This is a genomic window from Actinocorallia libanotica (assembly GCF_039525175.1).
In the GTDB taxonomy this organism is placed as follows: domain Bacteria; phylum Actinomycetota; class Actinomycetes; order Streptosporangiales; family Streptosporangiaceae; genus Actinocorallia; species Actinocorallia libanotica.
Window position 1 is genome coordinate 1 of the sequence record NZ_BAAAHH010000048.1, and the last position, 25825, is coordinate 25825.

Annotated in this window: 24 protein-coding genes and 1 riboswitch; of the genes, 9 read left to right on the forward strand and 15 right to left on the reverse strand. The window is 72.9% G+C overall.

All coding sequences use genetic code 11. The annotated features are described in order from the left end of the window. The first annotated feature begins 418 nt into the window (after positions 1-418). Positions 419-817, forward strand: coding sequence for an NUDIX hydrolase (locus tag ABD140_RS35075; RefSeq protein ID WP_344246406.1), 399 nt, complete (start codon positions 419-421; stop codon positions 815-817). Between the two features lie 26 nt (positions 818-843). Beyond that, entirely contained in the window at positions 844-1125 is a 282-nt protein-coding gene (locus tag ABD140_RS35080; RefSeq protein ID WP_344246408.1) for a hypothetical protein, read from the forward strand. Between the two features lie 148 nt (positions 1126-1273). Here the strand turns inward: ABD140_RS35080 and ABD140_RS35085 are convergent, their stop codons facing one another. From ABD140_RS35085 to groL, 5 genes are all read right to left on the reverse strand, one after another. Next, complete coding sequence (locus ABD140_RS35085) at positions 1274-2872, reverse strand: TROVE domain-containing protein (protein ID WP_344246410.1); 1599 nt, start codon at positions 2870-2872, stop codon at positions 1274-1276. A 577-nt stretch (positions 2873-3449) separates the two neighbouring features. After that, the gene (locus ABD140_RS35090; protein ID WP_344246412.1) at positions 3450-4091 is read right to left on the reverse strand and encodes a LuxR C-terminal-related transcriptional regulator; all 642 of its coding nucleotides are present in this window, start codon (positions 4089-4091) and stop codon (positions 3450-3452) included. Further along, a complete protein-coding gene (locus ABD140_RS35095; RefSeq protein WP_344246414.1) occupies positions 4082-5311 on the reverse strand; it encodes a sensor histidine kinase in 1230 nt (409 codons plus the stop codon). Before ABD140_RS35095 ends, ABD140_RS35090 begins: the two co-directional genes overlap by 10 nt. Continuing rightward, on the reverse strand, positions 5301-6095 hold the full coding sequence (locus ABD140_RS35100; RefSeq protein WP_344246416.1) for a CPBP family intramembrane glutamic endopeptidase: 795 nt from the start codon (positions 6093-6095) through the stop codon (positions 5301-5303). The genes ABD140_RS35095 and ABD140_RS35100 overlap by 11 nt, the downstream gene beginning before the upstream one ends. A gap of 156 nt (positions 6096-6251) precedes the next feature. Continuing rightward, positions 6252-7877: a chaperonin GroEL gene (gene groL / locus ABD140_RS35105; RefSeq protein ID WP_344246418.1), complete on the reverse strand. Its 1626-nt coding sequence runs from the start codon at positions 7875-7877 to the stop codon at positions 6252-6254. Positions 7878-8269: 392 nt separating this feature from the next. On the opposite strand from groL, the gene ABD140_RS35110 reads away from it, so the two are divergent. Beyond that, positions 8270-8932: a hypothetical protein gene (locus ABD140_RS35110; protein ID WP_344246420.1), complete on the forward strand. Its 663-nt coding sequence runs from the start codon at positions 8270-8272 to the stop codon at positions 8930-8932. Between the two features lie 70 nt (positions 8933-9002). On the opposite strand, the gene ABD140_RS35115 is transcribed toward ABD140_RS35110, so the two are convergent. The 3 genes from ABD140_RS35115 to thrC form a co-directional block, all read right to left on the reverse strand. Then, complete coding sequence (locus ABD140_RS35115) at positions 9003-9203, reverse strand: cold-shock protein (protein ID WP_344246422.1); 201 nt, start codon at positions 9201-9203, stop codon at positions 9003-9005. Positions 9204-9439: 236 nt separating this feature from the next. Next, entirely contained in the window at positions 9440-9715 is a 276-nt protein-coding gene (locus ABD140_RS35120) for a MoaD/ThiS family protein (protein ID WP_344246424.1), read from the reverse strand. 2 nt (positions 9716-9717) lie between these two features. Continuing rightward, complete coding sequence (gene thrC, locus ABD140_RS35125) at positions 9718-10947, reverse strand: threonine synthase (protein ID WP_344246426.1); 1230 nt, start codon at positions 10945-10947, stop codon at positions 9718-9720. A gap of 15 nt (positions 10948-10962) precedes the next feature. Next, a riboswitch (SAM riboswitch) is annotated at positions 10963-11103 on the reverse strand. Positions 11104-11282: 179 nt separating this feature from the next. On the opposite strand from thrC, the gene ABD140_RS35130 reads away from it, so the two are divergent. Together ABD140_RS35130 and ABD140_RS35135 are read left to right on the forward strand one after the other, a co-directional pair. Further along, positions 11283-12707 (forward strand): alpha,alpha-trehalose-phosphate synthase (UDP-forming), encoded by a 1425-nt coding sequence (locus ABD140_RS35130; protein ID WP_344246428.1) that lies wholly within the window; start codon positions 11283-11285, stop codon positions 12705-12707. Between the two features lie 40 nt (positions 12708-12747). Beyond that, complete coding sequence (locus ABD140_RS35135) at positions 12748-13155, forward strand: type II toxin-antitoxin system PemK/MazF family toxin (protein WP_344246430.1); 408 nt, start codon at positions 12748-12750, stop codon at positions 13153-13155. Positions 13156-13246: 91 nt separating this feature from the next. Here ABD140_RS35135 and ABD140_RS35140 read toward each other — a convergent pair whose 3' ends face one another. After that, positions 13247-13798: an RNA polymerase sigma factor gene (locus ABD140_RS35140; protein ID WP_344246432.1), complete on the reverse strand. Its 552-nt coding sequence runs from the start codon at positions 13796-13798 to the stop codon at positions 13247-13249. An 87-nt stretch (positions 13799-13885) separates the two neighbouring features. On the opposite strand from ABD140_RS35140, the gene ABD140_RS35145 reads away from it, so the two are divergent. Further along, positions 13886-15592: a serine/threonine-protein kinase gene (locus ABD140_RS35145; RefSeq protein WP_344246490.1), complete on the forward strand. Its 1707-nt coding sequence runs from the start codon at positions 13886-13888 to the stop codon at positions 15590-15592. A gap of 46 nt (positions 15593-15638) precedes the next feature. On the opposite strand, the gene ABD140_RS35150 is transcribed toward ABD140_RS35145, so the two are convergent. Then, a complete protein-coding gene (locus ABD140_RS35150) occupies positions 15639-16343 on the reverse strand; it encodes a hypothetical protein (RefSeq protein ID WP_344246434.1) in 705 nt (234 codons plus the stop codon). A gap of 115 nt (positions 16344-16458) precedes the next feature. On the opposite strand from ABD140_RS35150, the gene ABD140_RS35155 reads away from it, so the two are divergent. Continuing rightward, positions 16459-18447, forward strand: coding sequence for a sensor histidine kinase (locus ABD140_RS35155; protein WP_344246436.1), 1989 nt, complete (start codon positions 16459-16461; stop codon positions 18445-18447). Position 18448: 1 nt separating this feature from the next. Beyond that, positions 18449-19096 (forward strand): response regulator, encoded by a 648-nt coding sequence (locus ABD140_RS35160; protein WP_344246438.1) that lies wholly within the window; start codon positions 18449-18451, stop codon positions 19094-19096. Here ABD140_RS35160 and ABD140_RS35165 read toward each other — a convergent pair. The 5 genes from ABD140_RS35165 to ABD140_RS35185 form a co-directional block, all read right to left on the reverse strand. Further along, positions 19093-20334 (reverse strand): FAD-dependent oxidoreductase, encoded by a 1242-nt coding sequence (locus ABD140_RS35165; protein ID WP_344246440.1) that lies wholly within the window; start codon positions 20332-20334, stop codon positions 19093-19095. The two genes, ABD140_RS35160 and ABD140_RS35165, sit on opposite strands and share 4 nt — an antisense overlap. Positions 20335-20380: 46 nt before the next feature. After that, on the reverse strand, positions 20381-21859 hold the full coding sequence (locus tag ABD140_RS35170; RefSeq protein ID WP_344246442.1) for a serine/threonine protein kinase: 1479 nt from the start codon (positions 21857-21859) through the stop codon (positions 20381-20383). A gap of 64 nt (positions 21860-21923) precedes the next feature. Continuing rightward, positions 21924-23504, reverse strand: a complete 1581-nt coding sequence (locus ABD140_RS35175; RefSeq protein WP_344246444.1) for a serine/threonine protein kinase — start codon at positions 23502-23504, stop codon at positions 21924-21926. Between the two features lie 93 nt (positions 23505-23597). Then, positions 23598-24365: a trehalose-phosphatase gene (gene otsB, locus ABD140_RS35180; RefSeq protein ID WP_344246446.1), complete on the reverse strand. Its 768-nt coding sequence runs from the start codon at positions 24363-24365 to the stop codon at positions 23598-23600. A gap of 104 nt (positions 24366-24469) precedes the next feature. After that, positions 24470-24802, reverse strand: a complete 333-nt coding sequence (locus tag ABD140_RS35185; RefSeq protein ID WP_344246448.1) for a DUF3263 domain-containing protein — start codon at positions 24800-24802, stop codon at positions 24470-24472. Positions 24803-25280: 478 nt separating this feature from the next. Between ABD140_RS35185 and ABD140_RS35190 the strand changes: the two genes are divergently transcribed. Continuing rightward, on the forward strand, positions 25281-25811 hold the full coding sequence (locus ABD140_RS35190) for a MarR family winged helix-turn-helix transcriptional regulator (RefSeq protein WP_344246450.1): 531 nt from the start codon (positions 25281-25283) through the stop codon (positions 25809-25811). Positions 25812-25825: the final 14 nt, after the last annotated feature.

Consider the following 25825-nt stretch of genomic DNA (forward strand, 5'->3'; position numbering starts at 1 on the left):
ACCAGGAACAAGTCCTGGCCTTTTATTTGGCACTGACTTTTAGCACGCTGTTGAGTTCTCAAGAAACGGACTCGCTCGTTCGTCCGGCCTTTCGGCCTTCCTCCGGAGCAACCCTTCTAACTTACCAGGCCGGGGAAGTTTGTCAACTTCCGTCCCGCCCTGCCCCGCTCTGGTCACTTGCGTTCCCTTTGCGGTGCAACCCTTCCAGCTTAGCGACTCTGTCCGGAGTGTCAAACTCCGTCCCGTTCGTCCCATTTCAGGCATGGCGAACCAGGCCCTCATCGGGTTGCTCTGGGGTTCCCCTCCGTCCGGCCGCCCCTCGGTCTCCCTCGTTGCGGCCCGCTCCCGGCGGGGCGAAGAGAAACTTATGCCCGGACGCGGGGAACGTCAAACTGGCGCACCCGGAGAGAATGAACGCATGGAACTCGACGTCGTCGCCTGGATCCACGTCCGCGAGAAACGCCTGCTCACGGTACGTGCGCGGGGCCGGGACCTGCTCTACCTCCCGGGCGGGAAGACCGAGCCCGGCGAGTCCCCCGCCGAGGCCGTCGCCCGCGAGGTGGCGGAGGAACTCGGCCCGGTCCTGTCCCCGGAGGACTTCACCCCGCTCGGCACCGTCGTCACCGAACCCCACGACCAGCCGCGCTACACGTCCGTCCGCATGGTCTGCTTCACCGCGCCCTACACGGGCCCGCTCCACCCGTCGGCCGAGATCGACGAGCTCCTCCTCGTCTCCCCCGCCGACCGCGGGCTCCTGGCCCCCGCCTCCGCGGCCGCCCTCGACCTGGCGCTCTCCCACGGCCTTCTCGACCGCTGACCCCCGCCCCCGCCGAAAGGACGTCCATGCCCAAGCGGAGAAGATCCGCCCCCGAACGAAAGAGCGGCCCCGCCCGCCGGCCGTCGCCCGTGATCGCCCGGGTCCGCGAGTGGCACGGCGAAGAGGGATGGGGCGTGGTGGACGCGCCCGAGACGCCGGGCGGCTGCTTCGTCATGTTCGCCGTCATCGAGATGCCCGGGTACCGCACGCTGGTTCCCGGCACGGAGGTCGTGCTCCACGGCTGGGAGCCCGGCCCCCAGGACGGCTGCGACTTCCGGGCGCTGCGGGTCACACCGCTGTCGATCTGAACGGGGAAGCCGCCCGCGGGGATCCGGGATCGGCGGAGTCCCGGGAACGCGGGGCGGAGCCGTTCTGCGCAGGGAATGCCGTCGGGTGGGGAGGGTGGGCCCGGGCGAGTGGGGGCTCGCCCGGGCCCGGGTCGACCGGCCGGTCCGGTCAGAACGGCCAGGGGGCGTCGCGGCCCCGCTCCAGGAGCGGGATCATGGCGAAGCCGTGGTCGGACAGGCCCGCGAAGGTGTGGCGGTTCGCGGTGCCCGACGGGCCGTGGCCGTGCCGGTAGCCGACGAGGTTCCAGGTGTAGACCGGGACCTTCGCCGGGACCCCCGCCGTCGGGTCGGCGCCCCTGTGGCCGGCCCAGACCTGCTCGTCGGTGACGATCACGACGCGGTCGTGCCCCCGGTAGTGGGCGCGGACCGCCGCCGCGGTCTCGGTGCCGCCGAGGGAGCCGAACCTCTCGACGGTCTTCAGCACCGAGTCGCCGCGCCGCACCTCGATCCGGCGGTGCGTGCTGCCGAACTCCACCAGGTCGGCCCGCTCGGCGCGCAGCGCCAGGCCCGTGCCGAAGACGGCGGCGGTGTCGGCGTAGGACAGCTGCGACCGCTCCGACTGGGTGAAGAACATCGAGCCCGAACGGTCCACCAGGATCAGGGTCCGCCCGCCGAGGGAGGGCACGTGGGCCAGCGAGGCGTCCAGTGCCCGCGACAGCGGCCGCGCCCACCGGTCGGAGGACACCGCGCGGTACGCCGACAGGTAGCGCATCGGCAGCACGCGCGAGCCCGCCGCCCCGGAGACCAGCCGCTCCGCGACGCGCTCCGCCGCCTCGTCCGAGACACCGGCCCGGTCGAAGTTGCGCAGGTTGCGCAGCAGCGCGAAGTACCCCATGGACGGGATCAGCGCCTCCCAGACCGGCGCGTCGAGCGGGCCCTGGAGCCAGCCCGCGACGGACTCCCACGTCATGCCCGCGGCCTTGAGCCGCTCCACCGCGCCGGGGCGGGAGAACAGCTCGCGGCGCTCGGCCACCGGGAGCTCCAGCAGCTCGGCGCGGGCGCGCAGCACCTTCAGCGAGGCGGGGACCGCCTCGTCGCGGTCGTGGCGCCGGTCGATGGCGTGCTTGAACAGGTCGCCCTGGACGGCCGAGGCCGGCTTCGGGTGGGTCAGTTCGAGCACGTCGCCGAAACGGAACCTTCTGGAGGAGGTCCCCGAGGACCGGTCCTCGCTCCGCCGCGGTGCGGACCGGGACGTCCCGGAGTCGTACTTGGCCAGGGAGCGCTCGTCGTAGAGGCGGCGCACGGCGTCGCCGATGCCGCGCTTGACGGGCTTGGGGATGCCGCGGCCGTACCGGCCGGTCCAGTAGGCGAGCAGCTCGCCGGGCTCGTCCGCCCGGCGCAGCGCGGCGTCGATGAGCTGCCGGTTGCCGCCGTCGAGGGACGCGCACAGCCGCGACATGACGGCCTCGGCCGCCGCGACCACGGACGCCGAGCGCATGCCCGCGTCGCCGCGGAGCCAGCCGATCATGCGGGTGAGCCAGGCGGGGTCGGTGAGCGCGACCTCGCCGACGAGGGTGCGGAAGCGCGCGTCGCGGTCGTCGGCGGTCTCGTAGAAGGTCTGCTCGCCGACCATGTTGGCGACCGCGAGGACGAACAGCTCGCTCTTGGCGTCCCGGGCGTGGCCGGGGCCGCCCTCGTGCGTGGTGCCGCCCCGGACCCCCCTGACGGGGCTGGTCGCGAAGCGGCCGGCGCGGTTGAACTTGCTCATGGGTTTCTCCCGAGATCAGGGTGGCCGAAGAAATCGCCCCTGCCGGAAAGATTCGGGGCCGTGCGGAGTCGAACCGAAGTAGCTCCGGCCTGCGCACCGGAAGGAAAAAAGGGGGGAGCCCGAGATCAGGGCGAAGACGGTTTTTAAGCGCTCTATCCGTTTGAGCTACCGACCCTCGTGGACCGGACGGGACTCGAACCCGCAACCTCTCCATTAACAGTGGAAGTAGCCGTCCTCTGCGCACCGGGCGGTTCCTCTTGAGATCAGGGTCGGCGGCGGTACGTTTCCATTGCTCTGCCGTCTGAGCTACCGGACCTTGCGGGCCGGGCGGGACTCGAACCCGCGACCGATGGACCGAAGAAGTAACCGCTGCCTGCGCACCAAGAGGAAGTTCAGTGCGGAACGTGCCCGCCTTCGGCGAGGCGCATTCCGAAGGAAGGCTTTCTTCGCCGGCGCCGCCGGGATGTGCATTCCATTCGCTGCTCCTCTCCGCGAGACTTTCGTTCTGCCGACGACCCGAACTCTGCCTCATACGGCGGCCTCGCCGCAATGGAATTAATTCCGCACGGGCGGTGGGTCAGCGCCTGAGATGGGCCAGGACCGCCAGGACCCGCCGGTTGTCCTCGGCGGACGGCGCGATGCCCAGCTTGTCGAAGATGTTCGCGGTGTGCTTGGCGACGGCGCTCTCGCTGATGTGCAGGGTCGCCGCGACCGCCGCGTTGGACCTGCCCTCGGCCATCAGGCCCAGCACGTCGCGTTCGCGCGGGGTGAGGGCGCCGATGGTCCCCCGCGCCTCGTTGCGCGCGAGCATCCTGGCGATGACCTGCGGGTCCATCACCGTCCCGCCCGCCGCGACCGTGCGCAGGCCGCCGAGGAACTGCTCGGTGTTCGTGACCCGGTCCTTGAGGAGGTAGCCCACCCCGCCCTCGCCTCCGGCCAGCAGTTCCCCGGCGTACAGCGAGTCGACGTACTGGGAGAGCACGAGCACGGGGAAGCCGGGCCTTCGGCGGCGCGCCTCCAGGGCGGCCTGGAGGCCCTCGTCGGTGAAGGTCGGCGGCAGCCGGACGTCGACGACCGCCGCCTCGGCGTCCTCGGCGAGCAGGGCCCGCAGCAGTCCGGGGCCGTTGTCGACCTCGACGACCTCGTGCCCCTCGTCCCGGAGGGTGCGGGCCAGCCCGTCGCGCAGGAGGAAGAGGTCCTCGGCCAGGACTACGCGCACGGGACCTCCAGCACCACGCACGTCGGCCCGCCCGGCGGGCTCGTCACCGCGAGCGTGCCGTCGAAGCCGTCCAGCCTGCGCCGGACGCCGGCCAGTCCCGTGCCGCGGGCCGGGTCGGCGCCGCCGCGGCCGTCGTCGGTCACGGTGACGCGCAGCAGGCCGGCCTCATGGCGCAGCGTGATCCGCACTTCGCGGGCGCCGGAGTGCTTGACGGCGTTCGCCAGCGCCTCGCTCACCCCGAAGTAGGCGGCGGCCTCCACCGGGGAAGGCAGCCTTCCCGGCAGGTCGGCTTCGACATGGACGTCCAGGAAGCTGTCCAGCGCCAGGGAGCGGACGGCGTCGCCGAGCCCCCGGTCGGCGAGCACCGGCGGGTGGACGCCGTGGACGAGGTCGCGCAGTTCCGCCAGCGCCTGCTGGGAGCTGCGGCCGACGTCGGCCAGGAGCTCACGGGCGTGGTCGGGGTCGCTGTCCAGCAGCCGGGTGGCGCGGTCGAGCGTCATGCCCAGGGAGACGAGCCGGGCCTGCGCGCCGTCGTGCAGGTCGCGTTCGATGCGCCGCAGCTCGGCGTCCTGCGCGTCCAGCGCCTGGGCCCGGGTGTCGGACAGCCGCACGACCCGGCGTTCGAGCCGGGTGCTGCGCGGCGCGGCGAGCATGGCGCGGCTCCACCGCTCGTGCAGGGCCAGCGCGGCCGGCGCGGTGAGCGCGCCCGCGGCCGTGAGCAGGAGCCCGATCAGTACCGTCACCCCCGTCATCGCGGTGCTGTGCACGGGGAAGTACGCGTAGGAGTCCTGGTCGAGGAACCACCAGAAGATCGGCTGCAGCAGCACGCCCGTCGCGCCGTAGCCGACGAGGGCCGGGGGGAGACCGGTGGGGAGGCCGCCCGCCCAGGGCTCCAGCCACGCCCATTCCAGATCACGCCAGAATCCCTGGTCGGTGAGGATCAGGTGGGCACGGCGCCGGACGCCCGCGCCTTCCTCGTCCGGCAGCGGATCCGGTTCGGCGAGCGTCTCCCCCGTCCTGCGGGCCGTCCGCGCCCGCGCGGCGTCGGAGCGGGCGCGCAGAAACCGCGCGGCGGGAGGCAGCAGCGGGAACCCGACGCCCAGGGGCAGGAGGAGGAGAACGAGCGTCACGACCGATCCGGCGTATCCCGCCGCGATGGCGTGCAGGCTCGTCCGCAGGCATCCGGCGAGGGCCGCGGGAGCCGGACGGCTAACGGGCATCGCCCGCCGCCACGGCACCGGACGTACGCGCTCCGCGGCCCGTGCGCGTCTCCCGGCGGCCCGCGATCCACAGGAACGCCGCGAAAGTGGCCGCCACCGCCAGCGCGGACATCGGAAGCACCTCGCCCGCCTCCTCGTTCATCGCCACCGCCATCCCGAGGTTTACCAGAGCGTGGAAACCACCGGCAAACAGCAGCCGGGGCGCCCCCATGCCGTCCAGCGCCACCGCCATCACGACCGAAAGCGCCACGGCCATCACGACGAACGCGGCGGCGTACGCGGGATGTCCGGCGAAGACCTGGACGTGCCACGCGCCCCAGACCAGACCGACCATGACGGCGGCCGCCAGGGTGCCGAACCGCTCGCCGAGCAGCGGCTGCATCAGGCAGCGCCAGCCGATCTCCTCCCCGCACGCCCCGGCGAACTGCGCCACGACGAGCAGCGCGAACGGGGAGTACGGCAGGGCGGCGGCCGCCTCCCCGCCCAGCGCCGCGCACACCGCGGCGGCCGACACGACGATCAGCGGAGCGGCCGCCAGCAGGAGCCCGCCGCGCCCCGCCCCCGCACCCCGACCGGACACCGCGCCCGCCAGGAGGACGCGCACCCGGGCCGGCCACAGCAGCGCGACCGAGCCGACCCCGACCGCGGGCCCGAACTGGTTGAGCGTGAGCAGGTCGGGCGAGAGCGGTGTCAGGGCCTGGGCCGCCCCGAGCGCACCCGCGCCGAGAAAAGCCGTGACCAGGAAAACGGTGAGGATTCGCTTGTCCGGGGAGTCCATTCGCATGGCATCGACGATTCCGTGCCGCACGGCTCCGCACGCTGGAGGTGAGTGCCCGGCAAGGGTGTATCCAGGTACACCCCGCCGGAGAAAGGCCGAAAGGGCGGCCTCCCGGAGGAGACCGCCCTTTGCGGTGAAGCGGTGAAGCCTGTCAGGCGTGGATCAGAAGTCCATGCCGCCCGCGTCGGGCATGCCCGCCGGAGCCGGGTTCTTCTCCGGCTTCTCGGCGATGACGGCCTCGGTGGTCAGGAACAGGGCCGCGATGGAGGCGGCGTTCTGCAGCGCGGACCGGGTGACCTTCGCCGGGTCGATGATGCCCTCGGCGAACATGTCGACGTAGTCGCCGGTGGCGGCGTTCAGGCCCTGGCCCGCGGGGAGCGAGCGGACCTTCTCCACCACGACGCCGCCCTCGAGGCCGGCGTTGACGGCGATCTGCTTGATCGGCTCCTCGAGCGCCTTCTTGACGATCGCGGCACCGGTGGCCTCGTCGCCCGACAGGTCCAGCTTGTCGAACGCGGAGACGGAGGCCTGCAGCAGTGCGACGCCACCGCCGGGGACGATGCCCTCTTCGACGGCCGCCTTCGCGTTGCGAACGGCGTCCTCGATGCGGTGCTTGCGCTCCTTGAGCTCCACCTCGGTGGCGGCGCCGGCCTTGATGACCGCGACACCGCCCGCGAGCTTGGCCAGGCGCTCCTGGAGCTTCTCGCGGTCGTAGTCGGAGTCGGTGTTGTCGATCTCGGTGCGGATCTGGTTGACCCGGCCCTGGATCTCACCGGCGTCGCCGGCACCCTCGACGATGGTGGTCTCGTCCTTGGCGATGACGACCTTGCGGGCGCGGCCCAGCTGCTCCAGGGTGACGGAGTCGAGCTTGAGGCCGACCTCCTCGGTGATGACCTGGCCGCCGGTCAGCACGGCGATGTCGCCGAGCATGGCCTTGCGGCGGTCACCGAAGCCCGGGGCCTTGACGGCGACGGACTTGAAGATGCCGCGGATCTTGTTGACGACCAGGGTGGCCAGGGCCTCGCCCTCGACGTCCTCGGCGATGATCAGCAGCGGCTTGCCGGCCTGCATGACCTGCTCGAGCACCGGCAGAAGGTCCTTGTTGGAGGAGGCCTTGCCGCCGACGATGAGGATGTAGGGGTCCTCCAGGACCGCTTCCATGCGCTCGGGGTCGGTCACGAAGTAGGGCGAGATGTAGCCCTTGTCGAAGCGCATGCCCTCGGTGAGCTCGAGCTCCAGGCCGAAGGCGTTGCTCTCCTCGACGGTGATGACGCCTTCCTTGCCGACCTTGTCCATGGCCTCGGCGATGAGGGCGCCGATCTCGGTGTCGGCGGCGGAGATGGAGGCGGTGGAGGCGATCTGCTCCTTGGTCTCCACGTCCTTGGACAGCTGGGAGAGCTGCTCGGAGACGGCGGCGACGGCCGACTCGATGCCCTTCTTCAGGGACATCGGGTTGGCGCCCGCGGCGACGTTGCGGAGGCCCTCGCGGACCAGAGCCTGCGCCAGCACGGTGGCCGTGGTGGTGCCGTCACCGGCGACGTCGTCGGTCTTCTTGGCGACTTCCTTGACCAGCTCGGCGCCGATCTTCTCCCACGGGTCCTCGAGCTCGATCTCCTTGGCGATGGACACGCCATCGTTGGTGATCGTGGGGGCGCCCCACTTCTTCTCGAGCACGACGTTGCGGCCCTTGGGACCGAGGGTCACCTTGACGGCGTCGGCCAGCTGGTTCATGCCACGCTCGAGACCGCGCCGGGCCTCCTCGTTGAACGCGATCATCTTGGCAGCCATAGGCTCCAGATCCTCCTTGGATGGAGTGGATACGGAACATGGCGGATCGGGCAGACGCCCGCGACGGACGGCCGCGCCGTTCCCGCGGCCCCATGTGTGCCGCGGCGGCGAGACCTCGTCGTCCCGACCCAGAAAGTTCTGCAGAGTTATCACTCTCACGGGGAGAGTGCTAACCATTGTCTAGCACTCTCCCCCGTCGAGTGCAAGCGGGACCGGTGCTGAGCAGGCAAGAGCCGCCCGCGGCGAAGCACCTGGGGGTTATGGGGGGACTCGTCACACAGTGGGGTAATGAGCTAGGGAAATTACTATCTGTAGTTGACTTTACGCGAAGGGTAGCGAGGTGAAGTTCCTGGGGGCAATGGTTACTTCGTCCGATGAGAAGGGGACGGACAGTGAAGAAGACCCTGGGGCTGGCGCTCTCCGGCGTGATGGCTCTGAGCCTGGCGTCCGCCATTGGCACTCCGGCGCAGGCCTCCGAGACCGCCGCGCGGCAGGAGCAGGCACGGCAGCAGGAGAGGCGACAGACGAAGGCGCACCGCTTCCGGGTCGGCACCAAGGTGCGCGCCTACTCCTGGAACGGCCGGAGCGGCGGCGCCCGCGTCCTCGTCTACCGCACCTCCGACTGGGGGCGCCGCGCGCCGCTCCCCTACGCCCGCGCCTGCCTCCAGCAGAGGTCCGACTGGAGCGGCGGTTTCTACACCATCGGGTGCAAGCGCACCAACCGCTGGGGCAAGGTGAACTTCCGCTTCCACGGCGACCGGTTCTGGGGCCGCGCCGACCGGCTGCGCGGCCAGCGGCTGAGCGGCAAGAGGCACTGGGGCCAGTGGTACCGCGTCTACGTCCCGCCGACCTACCGCACCTTCGCCCACTACAGCCGCCCGTTCCAGCTGTGGGACTGGAACGACTGGCAGGGCCGCTACGGCGACGACTGGCAGGGCCGGGACGACTGGCAGGGCCGGTACGACGATGACGACGACCGGTACGACGACGGTTATGACCGGTACGACCGCGACGGCTACGGGGACGGCTGGCGCCGCACCTCCGCCGGACGGTGACCCGGCGTCCGGCGGATCCCGGACGAGGCGAGGAGACCCGCAGGCCTGCGGGTCTCCTCGAAGCGGCGGGTCACAGGGCGCGGACCAGGTCGGCCTGCGGCCCCCTGTCGCTCTGGCCGATCTCGAACTCCACCCGCTGCCCCTGCTCCAGCGTGCGGTAGCCGTCCATCTGGATGGCCGAATGGTGGACGAAGACGTCCTTCCCCCCGTCGACCGCGATGAAGCCGTAGCCCTTGTCCGCGTTGAACCACTTGACGGTGCCCTGAGCCATGTCACGAACCCTGCCTGGAGCCGCGGCCCCCCTGGACCGCGGAGCGACCGGGGCGTCCACCTCGGAACCCCGATCCCCTTCCGAGATAGTCCGGAAACCAACCCGTGATGGAGATGGCACCGGAAGATACCGGCGTGAAAAGAAACGGGGAATTGTCACGACCGGGTGTGGCCATGGCCTCCGCGTGCGGCAACGGAAAAAGCCCGCCCTTTCGGACGGGCTTTCCCACGGGGCCGTCAGCCTCCGGCGACCGCCGGGATGATCGAGACCTGGACGCCCTCGGGCGTCGCGGTGTCCAGGCCGTCGGCGAAGCGCACGTCCTCGTCGCCAACGTAGACGTTGACGAACCGGCGGAGCTTGCCGGCGTCGTCCAGCACCCGGGCCGCGATGCCGGTGTGGTTCTTCTCCAGGTCCGCGATGACCTCGCGCAGCGTGCCGCCCTCGGCCTTCACCTCGGACTCGCCGCCCGTGTAGGTGCGCAGGATGGTGGGGATGCGAACGGAAACACTCATGCTCAGACCAATCCGGTAGCGCGGAACGCCTCGATGTTGGGCGCGATGTTGGCGGACGGCTTGGCCACCGGGGCCACCGCGTCCAGGGTCTTCAGGCCTTCGCCCGAGTTGATGACGACGGTCTCCAGCGCCGGGTCGAGCCCGCCGCTCTCGACGAGCTTCTTCAGCACGCCGACGGTCACGCCGCCCGCGGTCTCGGCGAAGATCCCCTCGGTGCGGGCGAGCAGCCGGATGCCCTCGACGACCTCGGCGTCGGTGACGTCCTCGACCGCGCCGCCCGTCCGGCGCACCGCGTCCAGCACGTAGGGGCCGTCGGCGGGGTTGCCGATCGCCAGCGACTTGGCGATGGTGTCGGGCTTGACCGGCCGCACCACGTCGTGGCCCGCCTTGAAGGCGGCCGAGACGGGGCTGCACCCCTCGGCCTGGGCGCCGAACACCTTGTAGGGCTTGTCCTCGACCAGTCCGAGCTTGATCAGCTCCTGGAACGCCTTGTCGATCTTGGTCAGCTGGGAGCCGGACGCGATCGGGACGACGATCTGGTCGGGCAGCCGCCAGCCGAGCTGCTCGGCGATCTCGTAGCCCAGGGTCTTGGAGCCCTCGGCGTAGTACGGGCGGACGTTCACGTTCACGAACGCCCAGTCCTCCTGCTCGCCCGCGAGCTCCGAGGCGAGCCGGTTGACGTCGTCGTAGTTGCCGTCGACCGTCACGAACGTGCCGTCGTACACGGCGGTCGTGATGATCTTCTGCTGCTCCAGGTCGGAGGGCACGAACACGGCGCTGCGGATGCCGGCGCGGGCCGCGGCGGCGGCGACGGCGTTGGCGAGGTTGCCGGTGGAGGGGCAGGCCAGCACCTTGAAGCCCAGCTCGCGGGCGGCGGCCAGGGCGACGCCGACCACGCGGTCCTTGAAGGAGTGGGTGGGGTTGCCGCTGTCGTCCTTGACCCACAGGGACTGCAGCCCCAGCGCGGAGGCGAGCTGGTCGGCCTTCACCAGCCGGGTGAAGCCGGGCTCGGTGTTGGGGATCTCCGCGACGTTCGAGGGAACCGGCAGCAGGTCCTTGTAGCGCCAGATGTTGCGCGGCCCCGCCTCGATGGACTCGCGCGTCACGCCGCTGAGGTCGTAGGAGACCTCCAGCGGCCCGAAACACTCCGAGCAGGCGTAGTAGGGGCCGAGTTCGACGGTGTTTCCGCACTCGCGGCAGATCAGCGCGGTGGCGTTACCCAGGTCGGGCATGGGTGCGAGGCCTCTCCCTCATCTTTCCTGCGCCACTTTGGTCACAGGCCGGAGTTGGCACCTCGTCCCGGCCGAAGCCTCGCATGGGCGCGAAGGCGAGCCGGGAGGGTTGCCGGGGCTTCGCAGGGCCGGTCCCTCCACCCCTCTGGATGAGCGCCCGTGAAGAAGACTCACGGGCTGTATGAAGTTGTGTGCCGACTTTATCGCAGGTGTCCGTTTAAGAGCACAGGGGGTCTCACTCCTTGGACGTGCCCTGCTGTTAGCTTGATCACTCTCCGGCCGGTGGGAACGGTCCTCCCCTCGGCGGCCGGGATCCGGCGTGCGAGACTCGGGCCATGCAGGTACTCGTCGCCAGCAACCGCGGTCCGGTGTCCTTCTCCCTGTCCGAAGAGGGCGCGCTGGCCATGCGCCGCGGCGGCGGGGGCCTGGTCTCCGGGCTCGCCTCGGTGGCCGCCGGGACCGACCTGGTCTGGGTGTGCGCCGCGCTGTCGGAGGCCGACCGGCTCGCCGCCCGCCAGGACCCGTCCGGCCGGCTCGACCGGGCCGGGCACGAGACGGGCGCCGTCCGGATGCTGGACATCCCCGAGACGACGTTCCAGCGCGCCTACAACTCGGTGGCCAACTCCACCCTCTGGTTCGTCCACCACCTGCTCTACGACACCCCGAACGAGCCGCACTTCGACAGCACGTTCCGGCGCGACTGGCAGTCGTACGAGGCGTACGACTCGGCGTTCGCCGACGCCCTGGCCCAGGACGCCGAGCGCGGCGCCAAGGTCGCCGTCCAGGACTACCACCTGGCCCTGGTCCCCCGGATGCTGCGCGAGCGCCGCCCCGACCTGCGCATCGCCCACTTCTCGCACACCCCGTGGGCGCCGCCGGAGTACTTCCGCCTGCTGCCCGACGACATCGCCGCCGCCGTGCTGGAGGGCATCCTCGGCGCCGACCACGCCGGCTTCCTGTGCGACCGGTGGGCCGAGTCCTTCCTGGACTGCTGCGAGGCGGTCCTGGGCGCCAAGGTCGACAGGTTCGCCCGCACCGTCCGCCACCAGGGGCGCGTCACCCGCGTCGGCGTGCACTCCCTGGGCGTGGACGGCCTGGAACTGCGCGAGCGCGCGGACCGCGACGACGTCGCCGACCGCCGCGCCGCACTGCTGGAGCAGACCGGCGGCCGCCAGATGATCCTGCGCATCGACCGCACCGAGCTGTCCAAGAACATCGTCCGCGGCCTGGCCGCCTACTGGGAGCTGCTGCTGCACCACCCCGAATGGCACGGACGGGTGGTGCACGTGGCCTTCGCCTACCCCTCCCGCACCGACCTCCCCCGCTACCGCGACTACACCGCCGCCGTCGAGCGCCTCGCCGCGGAGATCAACGACGAGTTCGGCACGCCCGACTGGACGCCGCTCGTGCTCCAGGTGAAGGACGACTACGCCCGCTCCCTGGCCGCCCTGCGGCTCGCGGACGTCCTGGTGGTCAACCCGATCCGCGACGGCATGAACCTCGTCGCCAAGGAGGGGCCCGTCCTGTCGGAGAAGGGCTGCGCGCTGGTGCTCTCCACCGAGGCGGGCGCGGCGGGCGAGCTCGCCGAGGACGCCCTGACCGTCAACCCCTACGACGTCTCCCAGACCGCCCGCACCCTCAACCGGGCGCTGCTGATGTCGGCCGAGGAGCGCCGCTCGCGCACCGAGCGGCTCGCCGCCGCCGCCACCGCGCTCCCGCCCGGGAAGTGGTTCGCCGAGCAGCTGGACGCCCTGGACTGAGCTCCCGCCGGGTCGCGCCGCTCGGGGATATCATCCGCCGATGGGTGCTATTCGTGAGGTATACGGCGTCGAGAGCGCCGCGCGCTTGGAGTACTCCCCCGAGCTCGACGGCCTGGCCGACCCCGGCGAGATCGTCTGGGCGTGGGTCCCCTTCGAGGAGGACCCCTCCCAGGGCAAGGACCGCCCCCTGCTCGTGGTGGGGCGGCACGGCAGGCGCCTGCTGGCGATGCAGCTGTCCAGCCGCGACCGCGCGGGCCAGCGCGGCTGGCACCCGCTGGGCCCCGGCTCCTGGGACCGCGAGAACCGCGACTCCTACCTGTGCCTGGACCGGGTGTTCGAGCTCGACGAGCGGGACCTGCGCCGCGAGGGCGCGGTCCTGGACGCCGACCGGTTCACCCGCGTCGCCGCCGTGCTGATCGGCCGCTACGGCTGGCGCATGCCGCGCTGAGCGGCGGCGGACCCGCCCGTCCGGGGGACGGCCCCCGGACCCCCGAGGTGCGACAGCCGATCCCCGGTCCGCCGCGGTCGCCTGTTCCGCGTCATCCGTATGACTCGCCGAGAGTCGCCCGCACCTGCTTGCGCGCCTCGTGGATGCGGGACTTCACGGTGCCCAGCGGCAGGTTGAGCTGCTCGGCGATCTCGCTGTACTCCAGTTGGGAGACGTCGCGCAGCACCAGCGCCTGGATGAGGTCGGGCTTGCGGGCCTCCAGCGTCTCCATCGCCTCGAGGATGTCGACGCGGGAGCCGGCGATGACGCTGGTGCGCCGCGGGTCGGGCCGCTGCGAGGGCAGCTCGCCCGCCTGCTCCACCGAGCGGCGCTTGAGGGAGCGGTACGTCGAACGCGCCGAGTTGGCCACGACCACGTGCAGCCAGGTGGAGAAGCGGGACCGCCCCTCGAACCGGTGGATGTTGCGGGCCACCTGGAGCAGCGCGTCCTGGCACGCCTCCTCCGCGTCCTGCCGGCAGGGCAGGAAGCGGCCCGTGTGCCGCAGGACGTCGTTCTGGATCGCGCCGAGCAGCTCGTTCAGAGCCGCCTGATCGCCCTTGGCCGCGCGCAGCGCCAGTTCTTCGGTCCGCTCGTTGAACGCCATGCCGCCCTCTGCTCGCTTTGGAACGCCGACCCGCGCAGATCGCGCTCCCAATCATGACCAGTCTTTGGGCATGATATCGGGGTGTCCATGCCTTCGGCCGTCGGCCGTTATCGAATTGATCGGGTCCTCGGACAGGGGGCCTTCGCCTCCGTCTGGCTGGGTCTTGACGACGACCTGAACGACCAGGTCGCCATCAAGGTACTGTCTGGCGCCCTGCTGGACGACCTGGACGTGCGCAACCGCTTCCTGGAGGAGGCCAGGATCCTGCGCCGCGCCGACTCCGAGCGGCTCGTGCGGGTGCACGAGTTCGGCGAGCTGCCGGACGGCCGCCCCTACTTCGCCATGTCCTACGCCGACGGCGGGTCGCTGGCCGACCGCATGTCCGGCGACCGGCCACTTCCGGTCGCCCACGCGCTGGAGCTGATCGAGGACATCGCCCAGGGCGTCGAGGTGATCAACGAGCTGGGCGTCATCCACCGCGACCTCAAGCCGTCCAACATCCTGTTCCAGACCACCAAGGACGGGCAGGGCGAGCGGCTGCTCATCGCCGACCTGGGCCTGGCCAAGGCGCTGGCCCACGCCTCGGGCGCGTTCACCCTCCCGGTGGGCACCCCCGGCTACATGTCGCCCGAGCAGGCCAGGTTCGGGGGCGGCCTGGACGTGCGGGCCGACGTCTACGGCGTCGGCGCGCTCAGCTACCACCTGCTGGCCGGGCGGGCGCCCGGCCCCGCCCCGGTGCGGGTGCCGCCCAGCGGGCACAACCCGGAGGTGCCCCCGGCCGTCGACGCGGTGATCCTCAAGGCGCTGGAGTCCGACCGGGAGAACCGCTGGCCGACCGCGGCCGCCTACGCCGAGGCGATCGCGGCGCTGCGCCGCGGCGAGGAGCCGGTCCCGGTGGCCCGTCCTGAGCCCCCGCCGCGGCCCTCCCTGCTGGAGACCTCGCCCGACCTGCAGAACTACGAGCCCTACGCGCGCGTCACCGAGCCGGATCCCGACCCGGAGCGGACCACGGCGATCCCGTTCCCTCCCGCCGACCCGGAGGCCACCTACCTGGACCGCGACTCGCTGCTGGGGCGGCGCTCCGACACCCCGTTCCAGCAGCCCGCCGCGCAGCAGCCGGGCCCGCCCGCCCCGCCGGCCGAGGGGTACCGGGCGCCTTCGGCCCCGCCGCAGCCCCCGGCGCGGCGGCCGGGGCCGTCCCGGGCGAACCGGATGCTGATCCCGGCGGTGGTCGGGGTCGGCGTGCTGGTGATCGGCGCGGTGGCGGTGGTGCTCGTCCGGCTGAGCGGCGGCGAGGCCGAGCCCTCTCCCCCGCCGGGGCCGGCGATGGCGCAGGTCGTCGACGCGAGCCAGAAGATCAAGGCCAGGGTGCCGCGGTCGTGGGTGCTGGACGGCGCGGAGCCGACCTGGAACCCGGCGAGCAACGCGGGCCTGGACGACTCCGCCGCCCGGCCGGTGCTGCGGGCCACCCCGGACAAGGACAACTTCCGCGAGGCCGAGGACACCGGCCCCGGCCTGTTCGTGGGGCTCACCACCGCCTCGGACGTCCCGCCCGCCCGGCCCGCCGACCACTCCGGCACCTGCACCAAGGGCGAGCCGCGCACCCGGAAGGTCGGCGGCCTGACCGCCACCATCACCCTGTGGACCCGATGCAAGAGCGGCGTCCCGATGATCACCGAGGCGGGCCTGGTGGACTCCGGCGGCGCCTACGCCGCCTGGGTCCGCATCAAGCAGACCGGGGAGCCCGACCTCACCGACCGCATCCTCGACGGCCTGGAGCTCCAGGCGCCGTGACCCCGCGCCCCCGCTGCGGGGACGCGGGGCCCGACGGCGCCGCGGGTCAGTCACGGACGATCGTGCTGCGCCCGAAGGCCAGTCCGAGGGAGGCGACGGTCAGCCAGACCGGGCCGATGACGCCCTGGAAGCCGGGCAGGCCGGTGGCGCAGACCGCCCCGGCGACGACCACGACGGGCAGCAGGCTGATCGCGCCGATCCACCGGGAGACCGTGCGCTCGCGCAGCCCCATCCACGCGATGGCGCCCGCGGCGACGACGACGCCGAGCCAGCCGATGAAGCTGCCGAAGTCGTTGAGGACGAACATCGTGTACAGGCCGGCCGCGTCGAAGCCGCCCGCCTCCACGCCGCCGGGCAGGTAGAGGGCGAGGGAGCCCTTCCAGGCGTAGCCGAGGGTCAGCGCGCCGGCCGAGGCGGTCAGCGCGTGGGGGACGACGTGGGCGGCGGTGCTGCCGGGCAGCCGGGGCTCGACGCGGCGGCGCCAGGCCGCGGCGAGGACGAGCAGGAGGGCGACCGCGGCGAAGCCCGTGACGATGCTGATGTGCGCCATCATCCGGGGCACGTCGTCGAGGTACTCGCTGGTGTAGCCCTGGCCCTGCTCGACCAGGGGGTGGACGTCGGAGACCAGGGTGGCGGCGATGCCGAGGACGCCGGCCGCGACGCCGAGGAGGGGCCAGCGGGCCCGGCCTCCGGCGGGCCGTGCCGGCTGCGGGGGGACGGGGATGCCTGGTGCTGCGTAGGGCTCTGTCATGGGGTGCACGGTCCGGCGGGAGCCGTCCCGGGTGACAGGGACACCCGCACCGATCCGCCGGGAAGCCCTTTCGGGATGGCTGACACCCTTTGCCGGTTAATGCACGATTGCCGGTATGAAACCGGTCCTCGGCGACCGCGCGCTCGTCCGCGCCGCCTGCGCCGTCGCGGCCGCGGGCGTCCTCTCCTGCGCCGCCGTCATCCCCCTGCACCACTGGGTCGCCGCCCGCGCCGAGATCATCCCGCTGTACTCGGCCGACCTGGTCCTGGGCACCGTCTGGCCCGCGGTCGGGGCGCTCGTGGCGGTGCGCCAGCCGCGCAACCGCGCCGCCTGGCTGCTGCTGCTCACCTCCGTCATCGGCCCCTACCTGCTGCTCGCGCACTACGCGGCGGCCGACGCGATGATCCGGCCGCTGCCCGGCGCCGCCTTCGGCGCCTGGGTCGCCTCCTGGGGCTTCGCCGTCTACTGGCTGTGCGTGCCGCTGCTCCCGGTCCTCTTCCCCGACGGCAGGGCCCCGTCCCGGCGCTGGGGCCTGTTCGCCAGGGCCGTCGCGGCCGCGGGCGGGTGCGCGGCGCTGGCCGCGATGCTCCATCCCGGCGGCACGGACATCTCCCCCCGGGTCGTCAACCCGCTCGGCGTCGAGGGCCTGGCCGGTCCGCTGGGCACGGTGACGATGGCCGGGTCCTACGCCACCCTGTTCTTCGGCACGCTCGGCGGCGTCGCCTGCCTGGTGTGGCGGGGCAGGCGGGCCACCGGCGTGGAGCGCGACCAGCTGCAGTGGCTGATGCTCGGCGGCCTGGTCATGGGCGTCTGCCTGGGCTTCGCCGCCCTGTACTCCAGCACGGCGCCCCTGCCGGAGATCGCGATGAGCGCCGGCCTGTTCGCCCTGCCCGCCTCGATCGTGGTGGCCGTGCTGCGCCACCGGCTGTTCGACGTCGAGGCGCTGCTGGGCAGGTCGGTGGTCTACACGCTGCTCAGCGGGTTCGTGCTCGCCGTCTACGCGGTGGCCGTCATCTGGCTCGGCCGGCTGGCCATGGGCAGCAGCCTGGGCTACCTGCTGGTCGGCGCGGCCGCCGTCACCGTCGCCGCCGGGCACGGCGCGGTGCAGCGGTGGGTGGAGTCGCTGCTGTTCGGGCACCGCCGCGACCCGTACGCGGTGGTCTCCCGGGTCGGCCGGCAGGTGGCCCCGGCCGGGGAGCCCGTCGAGGCGCTGGAGCGGCTCGTCGACGCCCTGCGCCGGGAGCTGGAGGTGCCCTACGTCGCGTTCGCCGGTCCCGCCGCGGAGGTCTCCTCCGGCAGCCCCGTCACCGACCTGCACACCGTGCCCTGCCCGGCGCTCGGCCGCGACCTCGGCGACCTGCGCGTGGGGCTGCGCCATCCGGGCGAGCGGCTGCTGCCCCAGGAGCGCGAGGCCGTCGCCGAGGTCGCCGGGCGCGCGGCGACCCTCGCCTACGCGGCGGGGCTCGTCCAGGACGTGGCGGCCTCCCGCGCCCGGATCGTCGCCGCCCGCGAGGAGGAGCGCCGCAGGCTGCGCGCCGACCTGCACGACGGGCTCGGGCCGGTGCTGGCCGGCACCGCCCACCAGCTCGACGCGCTCGCGCGCAGGCTCGGCAGGGCCGGACACGAGGAGTGGTCGCAGCAGCTGCGCGGCCAGCGCGACCGGGTGAAGGCGGCCGTCGGCGACCTGCGGACCGTCGTGCAGGGGCTCCGTCCGCCCATCCTCGACCAGCTGGGCCTGCCCGGCGCGCTGCGCGAGCTGGTGAGCGGCTACGAGACGCCGGTCTGCTCCCACCTGGTCGCGCCGGAGTGCGCCGACCTGCCCGCGGCCGTCGAGGTCGCCGCGTACCGGATCGCGGCCGAGGCCGTCAGCAACGGGGTGCGGCACAGCGCGGCGGGCAGCCTGCGGCTGCTGGCCGAGATCAGCGGCGGCCGGTTCGTCCTCACCGTGGAGGACAATGGCCGCGGACTCCCCGCCCGCCCCCGGGCCGGCGTGGGGCTGGGCAGCATGCGGGAGCGGGCCGAGGAGGTGGGCGGCCGGCTCGACCTGCTGGCGGTCCCCGGCGGCGGCACCCGGGTCCGTGCGGTCCTCCCCCTGAAGGAGTGAGATGTCGGTAAGAGTGCTCGTCGTCGACGACCATCCCGTCTTCCGCACCGGCATGACCACGGTGCTGGCCGATCTGGACGGCCTGGAGGTCGTCGGCGAGGCGGGGGACGGGCCGGGCGCGCTGGAGGCGGTCGGGCGGCTGCTGCCCGACGTGGTGCTGATGGACCTGCGCATGCCCGGCATGAGCGGCCTGGAGGCCACCAAGCAGATCACCGCCCGGTTCCCCGACGTGGCGGTCGTCGTCCTGACCATGGACGAGGACGACGACTCGGTGTTCGCCGCGCTGCGCGCCGGCGCCCGCGGCTACCTGCTGAAGGAGGACGACGGCGAGGACGTGCGGCGCGCCCTGCTCGGCGTGGCGCGCGGCGAGGCCGTCTTCGGGCCGCGCATCGCCACCCGGGTGCTCGCCTTCTTCGCCCGCGTCCCGTCCGGCGCCGCGCCCGTGCCGGTGCCCTTCCCCCAGCTCACCGACCGCGAACGGGAGGTCCTCGACCACCTGGCCCGGGGGCTGGACAACGCCTCGATCGCCCGGCGCCTCTTCCTGTCGGAGAAGACCGTGCGCAACCGGGTCAGCGACATCCTCGCCAAGCTGCGCGCCCGCAGCCGCGCCGAGGCCGTCGCCCTGGCCAGGGACGCCGGGCTGGGCTAGGGGCGTTCGGGCACGCGCACGTGCTCGGGGCGGACGCCGTGGGCCAGCAGGGTGACCATCGGGCGGGTGAGCGGGCCCAGCCGGGACAGCGCCTTGAGCGGGGCGGTGGAGAAGCGCCCGGCCAGCGCGGGGGCGATGAGCCGCCGCTGGACCAGCAGCTGGAGGCTCTGGATGGCGACGGTGGCGGGCATCCTGCGGCGCTGGACGGCCGCCAGGTCCGCGGTGGACACGCGGCCCTTCACCAGCGGCTCCCACAGGAGGTTCGCGGCGGCCACGGCGTCCTGGACCGCCAGGTTGATGCCGACGCCCAGCACCGGCGACATCGCGTGCGCGGCGTCGCCCACGCACAGCAGGCCCGGCCGGTACCAGCGGCGCAGCCGGTTGACCTGGACCCGCAGGGTGCTGATCTCCCCCATCTCGCCGACGCGGTCCGCCAGCCACGGCACCAGCTCCGCGACGGCGGCCCCGACCGCGGCCCGGTCGCCCGCCGGGCTGTCCTTGGGCACCACGTAGCCCATCTGCCAGTAGGTCTCGCGGTCGATGGCGACCATGAGCCGCCCGCCGCCGCCCACCCGCAGGAACGGGTCGACGCGGTCGGACGGCTCGCGCGGCATCCGGAACCAGCCGACGTCCATCGGCGCGCCGAACTCCCGCAGCGGAAGCCCCCGCCGCAGCACCGACCTGCGGCCGTCCGCGGCGACCGACAGCACCGCCTCCAAGACGTGTTCCGCGCCTTCCTCGTCCGGGGGGCGACCCCCCGGGCCCCCCGAAGAAAGGTCAGGCGATCCTCGCTTCGCTGCGGTCACCTGGCCTTTGTCCTTGTACCTCAGACCGGAGCCGGTGAATTCGAGGACCTCGCAGTTCATCCGCAGCGTGAAGTTCGGGTACCGGCGCGCCTCGTCGGCCAGCAGGTCCAGGAAGTCCCACTGCGGGACGAAGGCGATGGCGCGGTGGCGTCCCCGCAGCCGCGTCAAATCGGCGACGAGCAGCTCCTCGTCGTCGGTGACGGCCGTCATCCGCTCCGCCTTGTGCTGGGGCAGCTCGGCGAACCGGCGGCCGAGGCCCAGCTCGTCCAGGATCTCCAGCGTCGACGGGTGGACGGTGTCGCCGCGGAAGTCCCGAAGGAAGTCGCCGTGCTTCTCCAGCACGACGACCTCCACCCCCGCCCGTGCCAGCAGCAGCCCCAGCATCAGCCCCGCCGGGCCGCCGCCCGCGATGGCGCAGGTCGTCTTCTCCATGCCCGGACCCATGCCCCGCCCGGCGCGGTTCCTCACTCCTCCGGGGTCACTCCGCCGGGCGGGAGACCCGCTTGAAGGGCAGGGTCAGCGCCTTCTCGCTGAACCTCGGGTCCAGCACGTACAGGCCGAGATCGCGCTGGACCAGCTCGGCGCCGACGGACTCGGCGGTGGAGACCCGCAGCACGTACCTGGCCTTCGGGGGCATGGTCAGGGCGCCGTTCTCCCCCACCTGGGGGACGGGCGTGCCCTTCCGCCTGTCGACCACCACGGTGCCGGTGCGCAGCGCGCACATGCCCCGCACCGGCTGGCACCGCGCCCTGACCGGTTCCGGCAGCGCCTCGGAGCGGATGAGCAGCTCGCCCGGCGTCTCCAGCGTCACCGGCTTGCGGGCGGTGTTGGCCAGCTCGTACTCGATGAAGGCGCGTGTCCCGGTCGTTCCGCCGCGCAGCGCCTTGATGCGGTACGGGCCGTTGAGCTCCACCGACGCCGCCGGCGCCGCGGAGGCCGCCGCGGCCTGCCGGGTGACGACCGCCTTCCGGCCGTCGTTCCAGGTGACCACCGCGCCGCCGAACACCATCAGGACCAGCGCGGAGGCGGCGACCAGCAGCGGACGCAGCGGCACCGCCGGCATGCCGTTCAGGCCCAGGTGCGGCTGGATCGGCTCGACCTTCGGCTGCAGCCGCCGCGGCGGCACCCGCATCACCGGCAGGGACGGCCAGGAGCGCGCGGAAGGCGCGGTCGTGCCGTTCAGCTCCAGCAGCAGCCGCTGGGCCGAGGGGCGCTCCCGCGGGTCCTTGGCCAGGCAGTCCTCCACCAGGTGGCGCAGCCTCCCGTCGAGCCCGGCGAGGTCGGGTTCGCCGTGCATGACGCGCTCGACCACCTCGGCGGCGGCGCCGTCGCCGAACGGCGGCCGCCCGGTGGCCGCGTACGCCACCAGGCAGGCCCAGCCCCACACGTCCACGGCCGAGCCGATCTCCGCCCCGGACACCTGCTCGGGCGCGCGGAACGCCGGGCCGCCCTGCGCGCCGCGCACGCCGCCCGCGTCCAGCGCCGGGCCGTAGCCGAAGTCGGTGACCCGGGGGCCGCCGGAGTCCAGCAGCACGTTGCCGGGCCGCAGGTCGCGGTGGATCACCCCGGCGCGGTGCATCGCCCACAGCGCCCCGGCCGTCCCGATGGCCAGCCGGTCCAGCGGCGGCCCCGTCCGCGGTCCGGCGCCCTCGACCACGTCGCGCAGCGGCAGGCCGCGCACGTACTCCGAGGCCACCCAGGGCGCGCCGCGCTCCAGCCCGGCGCCCAGCACCCGTGCCACGCCGGGGTCCGCCACGCGCTGGGCCGCGGCCAGCTCCTGGGCGAACCGCGTCCGCAGCCACGGGCTGCCGCCGAACCGGGCGTGCAGCAGCTTCACCGCCGCCAGGCCGCCCTCGCGCTCGCCGAGGTAGACCGCGCCCTGCGGGCCCCGTCCCAGCCGCGCCAGCAGCCGGTAGGGGCCGATCTCCCCGGGATCGGCGGGCAGGAGGTCTTCCATGCCCGGAATACTCGCCCGGCGGGGGTCGCCGTAAGCCGGAACGTCTGGCCGGGTGCGGCCAGGGTCAGCCGGGGAAGGCAACATGCCGCGCCATGCGGTCGGAGATGAAGCGCACTTCCCACACGTACAGCCCGAGGTCCTTGGCGGTCAGCTCCTCCTTGACGGGGTCGCGGGTGCGCACCCGCAGGAGATAGGTGGACCCGGCGGCCATGTGCTCCTCGCCGTCCACGAGCAGGATCGGCTGGGAACCGCCCAGGACCGCCCGGACGGTGGTGGTGTTCTCGACCGTGCAGCGGTCGGCGGGCGCGCCGGGCTGGTCGGCGCACGCCACGCCCTCGGGCGCCTTGTCCCGGGCCAGGAAGAGGTCGCCGGGCTTCTCCAGCGGGACCGGCTGCTCCTGGACGTTGGCGAGCGTGTAGTCGATGTAGGCGTACTTCTCGCCGCCGATCTCCTCGGTCCCGCCCTGCACCGCGGCGATCGTGTAGGTGTAGCCGTCGGTGGAGCTCAGCTCCATCGCCGGGCCGGTCTCCGGCATCGCCTGGGCGGGCGCGACGCCCGCCGCGGGCTGCCCCGACCGCGGGTTCTGCTCGCCGCCGGACGGCCAGGCCATGACCGCGCCGAACGCCAGCGCCCCCGAGAGCGCGCCGGCCAGCAGGAGCAGTCCCGCCTTGGCCCTGCCGCCGCGCCGCTGGGCCCGCTCCACCGCCCGGATCTCCGAACGGGAGACCGTCGAAAGCGAGGCGGACCGGGTGGCGGGCGGCTGCGGGGCGGACGCGGGCGCCGCGGAGGTGAGCGCCACCGGGGGCGGCGCGGTGGGCGGCTCCCGGTCCTGGCCGCCCGAACCGATGAGTTCGAGCATGAGCTGCTCGGCGGTCGGGCGGTCGGCGGGGTTCTTGACCAGGCAGGCCGCGGCCAGTTCGCGCAGCCCGCCGGAGAGCCCGCCGAGGTCGGGATCGACGTGCAGGATGCGGTTGATGACCGTCGAGATGGAGTCGTCGCCGAACGGGGGCTCGCCGCAGGAGGCGTAGACGAGGGTGGAGGCCCACGAGAACACGTCCGCGGAGGTTCCGGCGGGGGTGTTGGAGAACTGCTCGGGCGCCATGTAGGCGGGGGTGCCGATCGGCCCGCCGCTGGACGGGGCGGTCATCAGGTCCAGGGCGCGGGCCACGCCGAAGTCGATGACGCGCGGCCCGTCGGGGCCCAGCAGCACGTTGGAGGGCTTGAAGTCGCGGTGCACCACCCCGACCTTGTGGATGGCCGCCAGCGCGGTGGCCGTCCCGATCGCCAGCCGGTGGAGCTGGGTGTCCTTGCGCGGCCCCCACTTCTCCACCATCTGCTTGAGGGACAGGCCGTGGATGTACTCGCTGACGATGTAGGGGACGTCGCCCTCCACGTCGGCGGCGAGCACCCGGGCGGTGCAGAACGGGTCGACCTTCTGCGCGGCGGCCAGCTCGCGCGCGAAGGCGTGGCGCGCCTGGGGGTTGCCGGTCAGCCGGGTGTGCAGCAGCTTGAGCGCCACCTGCCGGCCCGGCCCGCCCAGCGCCAGGTAGACCACACCCTGGCCGCCCTCACCGAGTCTGCCGAGCAGCCGGTAGGAACCGAGCCGCACTGGATCGCCCGGCCGCAGCGGCTCCGCCTCGGGCATGGCACCCCCAGGTCATCTATAGGTCAAGGTTCTCCCAGCGTGGCCGAAACCATAGAACCCCCGACCCCCCGGTGGCTAGTTCATGAAAATAGTTCAGGTCACGGCGTCGGCGAGCTCGCCCAGCAGCGCCACCACCCCGCGCGGCCCGTCGACGACGATGTCGGCGCGCTCGGCCAGCGCGGTGACCTCGTCCGATCCGCTGCAGACCTTCACCGCAGGCACGTCCAGGGCGTCGGCGGCGTCGAAGGCCGCCAGGTCGCCCAGGTCGTCCCCGGCCACCAGGACCGAGCCCGCCCCCACCTCGGCGGCGAACGCGGTGAGCGCCCTGCCCTTGTCCATGCCCGGCGGGCGCAGCTCCAGCACCAGCCGCCCCGGCTCGACGACCAGGCCGGTGCGCTCGGCCAGCGCGGCGACGATCGAGCGCAGCCGCTCCAGCGCCACCTCCGGCTCGGCCGCCCGGCGGGTGTGCACCGCCAGGGCGTGCCCCTTGTCCTCCAGGTGCACGCCCTCGGGGGCGCGCTCCAGCAGGAGGGGGAGCTTGCGGCGGGCCTCGGCCACGCCCGGGTGCTCGGGCGGGCTCACCAGCTCGCCCTCCGTCCAGCGCTCCAGGCCGTACTGGCCGAGCACCGTCAGGTTGTGCACGTCGGCGAGGCCGCCGTACTCGACGGCCAGCGCCGCCGGGCGCCCGGTGATGATGACGATGGAGCGCAGGGCGGGGGCCAGCCTCCGCAGCACGGGCGCCACCTCGGGCAGCGCTCTGGCCTGCGTGGGATCGGGAACGATGGGCGCGAGGGTGCCGTCGAAGTCCAGGGCGACGAGCGCCTCGCGGGGTTCTTTGAGGAGCGGCGCGAGTACGGTCACGCTCCCAGTCTTTCAGGAACGCCGGGCGACCGCAGCGAAGCGGGGACCCGGGGGCCGGGGGTCCTCCCCCGGAAGAACACGCGTGGCGGCTCCCTCTTCAGAGGTCAGGGGTTGAAGCCGAAGCGGCGGGCGGCGCGCTGGCGCTGGCGCTGCGCCCGCACCTTGCGCAGGCGCTTGACCAGCATGGGGTCGTGGACGAGCGCCTCCGGCCGGTCGATGACGATGTTGAGCAGCTGGTAGTAGCGGGTCGAGGACATCTCGAAGGTCTCGCGGATCGCCTGTTCCTTGGCGCCCGCGTGCTTCCACCACTGCCGTTCGAAGGCGAGGATGTCGCGGTCCCGGTCGGACAGGAGGTCGGCGGGGAAGGCCCGCGGGTCCTCCCCTTCGGTGGCGGAGGTGGGCACAGGGTCCTCTTCTGGAGCATCGGCCGCGCTCATCGGGGGTCCCTTTCCATGGGGTTGTGATCCCGTCGTCCGGGTTTGGCGCATCACTCTAGCGGGCCCATCCGACACCTGACCGCCATTCCGGTCGTCCATCTACACGGTTATCCACCCGTTGGCCACGCCGTTTTCCTCCCTTCCCCGCCTCCTCTCTCCCCGCCCGTTTCCCGGCTGTCACTTCGGTCACATCCCTCCCTGCCGCACGCCGCTGACCTGCGGATCTGCGGAGCGTGTCGACATGGTCACCGCTTTTTCACCACCGATCATGGTTTTCAGAGAAATATGACGGTGAAAAGAGATCATGAATGGAGGGACGACGGAACACGCCACGGGCCGAAAACGGCGACCGGAAACCCCGGAGCGCCATCGGCGCGCGCTCCAGGGCCCGGTGCGCGCGCCCGGGAGACGCATGTAGCGTGCAGGTGAAGATCGGTCGCGCCGCCCGTCCGGCGCGGTCCCCGACCCGCGGGAAGGCATGATGGAGACCTCCGCCGACGATGCCGTGCTCTCCCGGATCGGAAGCTCCCTGCTGCGGCTGCGCCGCGCCTGGGCCCGCCCCGACCTCGTGCGCAAGGTCGGGACGCAGACGCCCGGCGGGCGGCCCCTCCAGCTGTCCAACCTCATGGTCGTCTCCGCCGTCGGACGGCTCGGCGAGAGGGGCGGCGAGGTGACCGTCGGGGCCGTCGCCGAACGGCTGGAGATCGACCCTTCCACCGCGTCGCGGCTCGTCGGGCACGCCATCGACGCGGGCTTCGTCTCGCGCCGCGCGTCCGCCTCCGACGCGCGGCGGGCCGACCTCCAGCTCACCGAGGCGGGGCAGCGGGTGCTGGAGTCGGCCGACAGGCACCGCAACGCCTACGTCGCCCGGGTGATGCGGGACTGGCCCGAAGCCGACCGCCGGGAGTTCGCCAGGCTGCTCACCGCGTTCACCGAAGGCGTCTGCGCCGAGCCCATGGACGCCGGCGACCTCCGCGAGATCTTCTCCCGGGCACGGGACTCTGGGTGAGCGGACGGACGCGG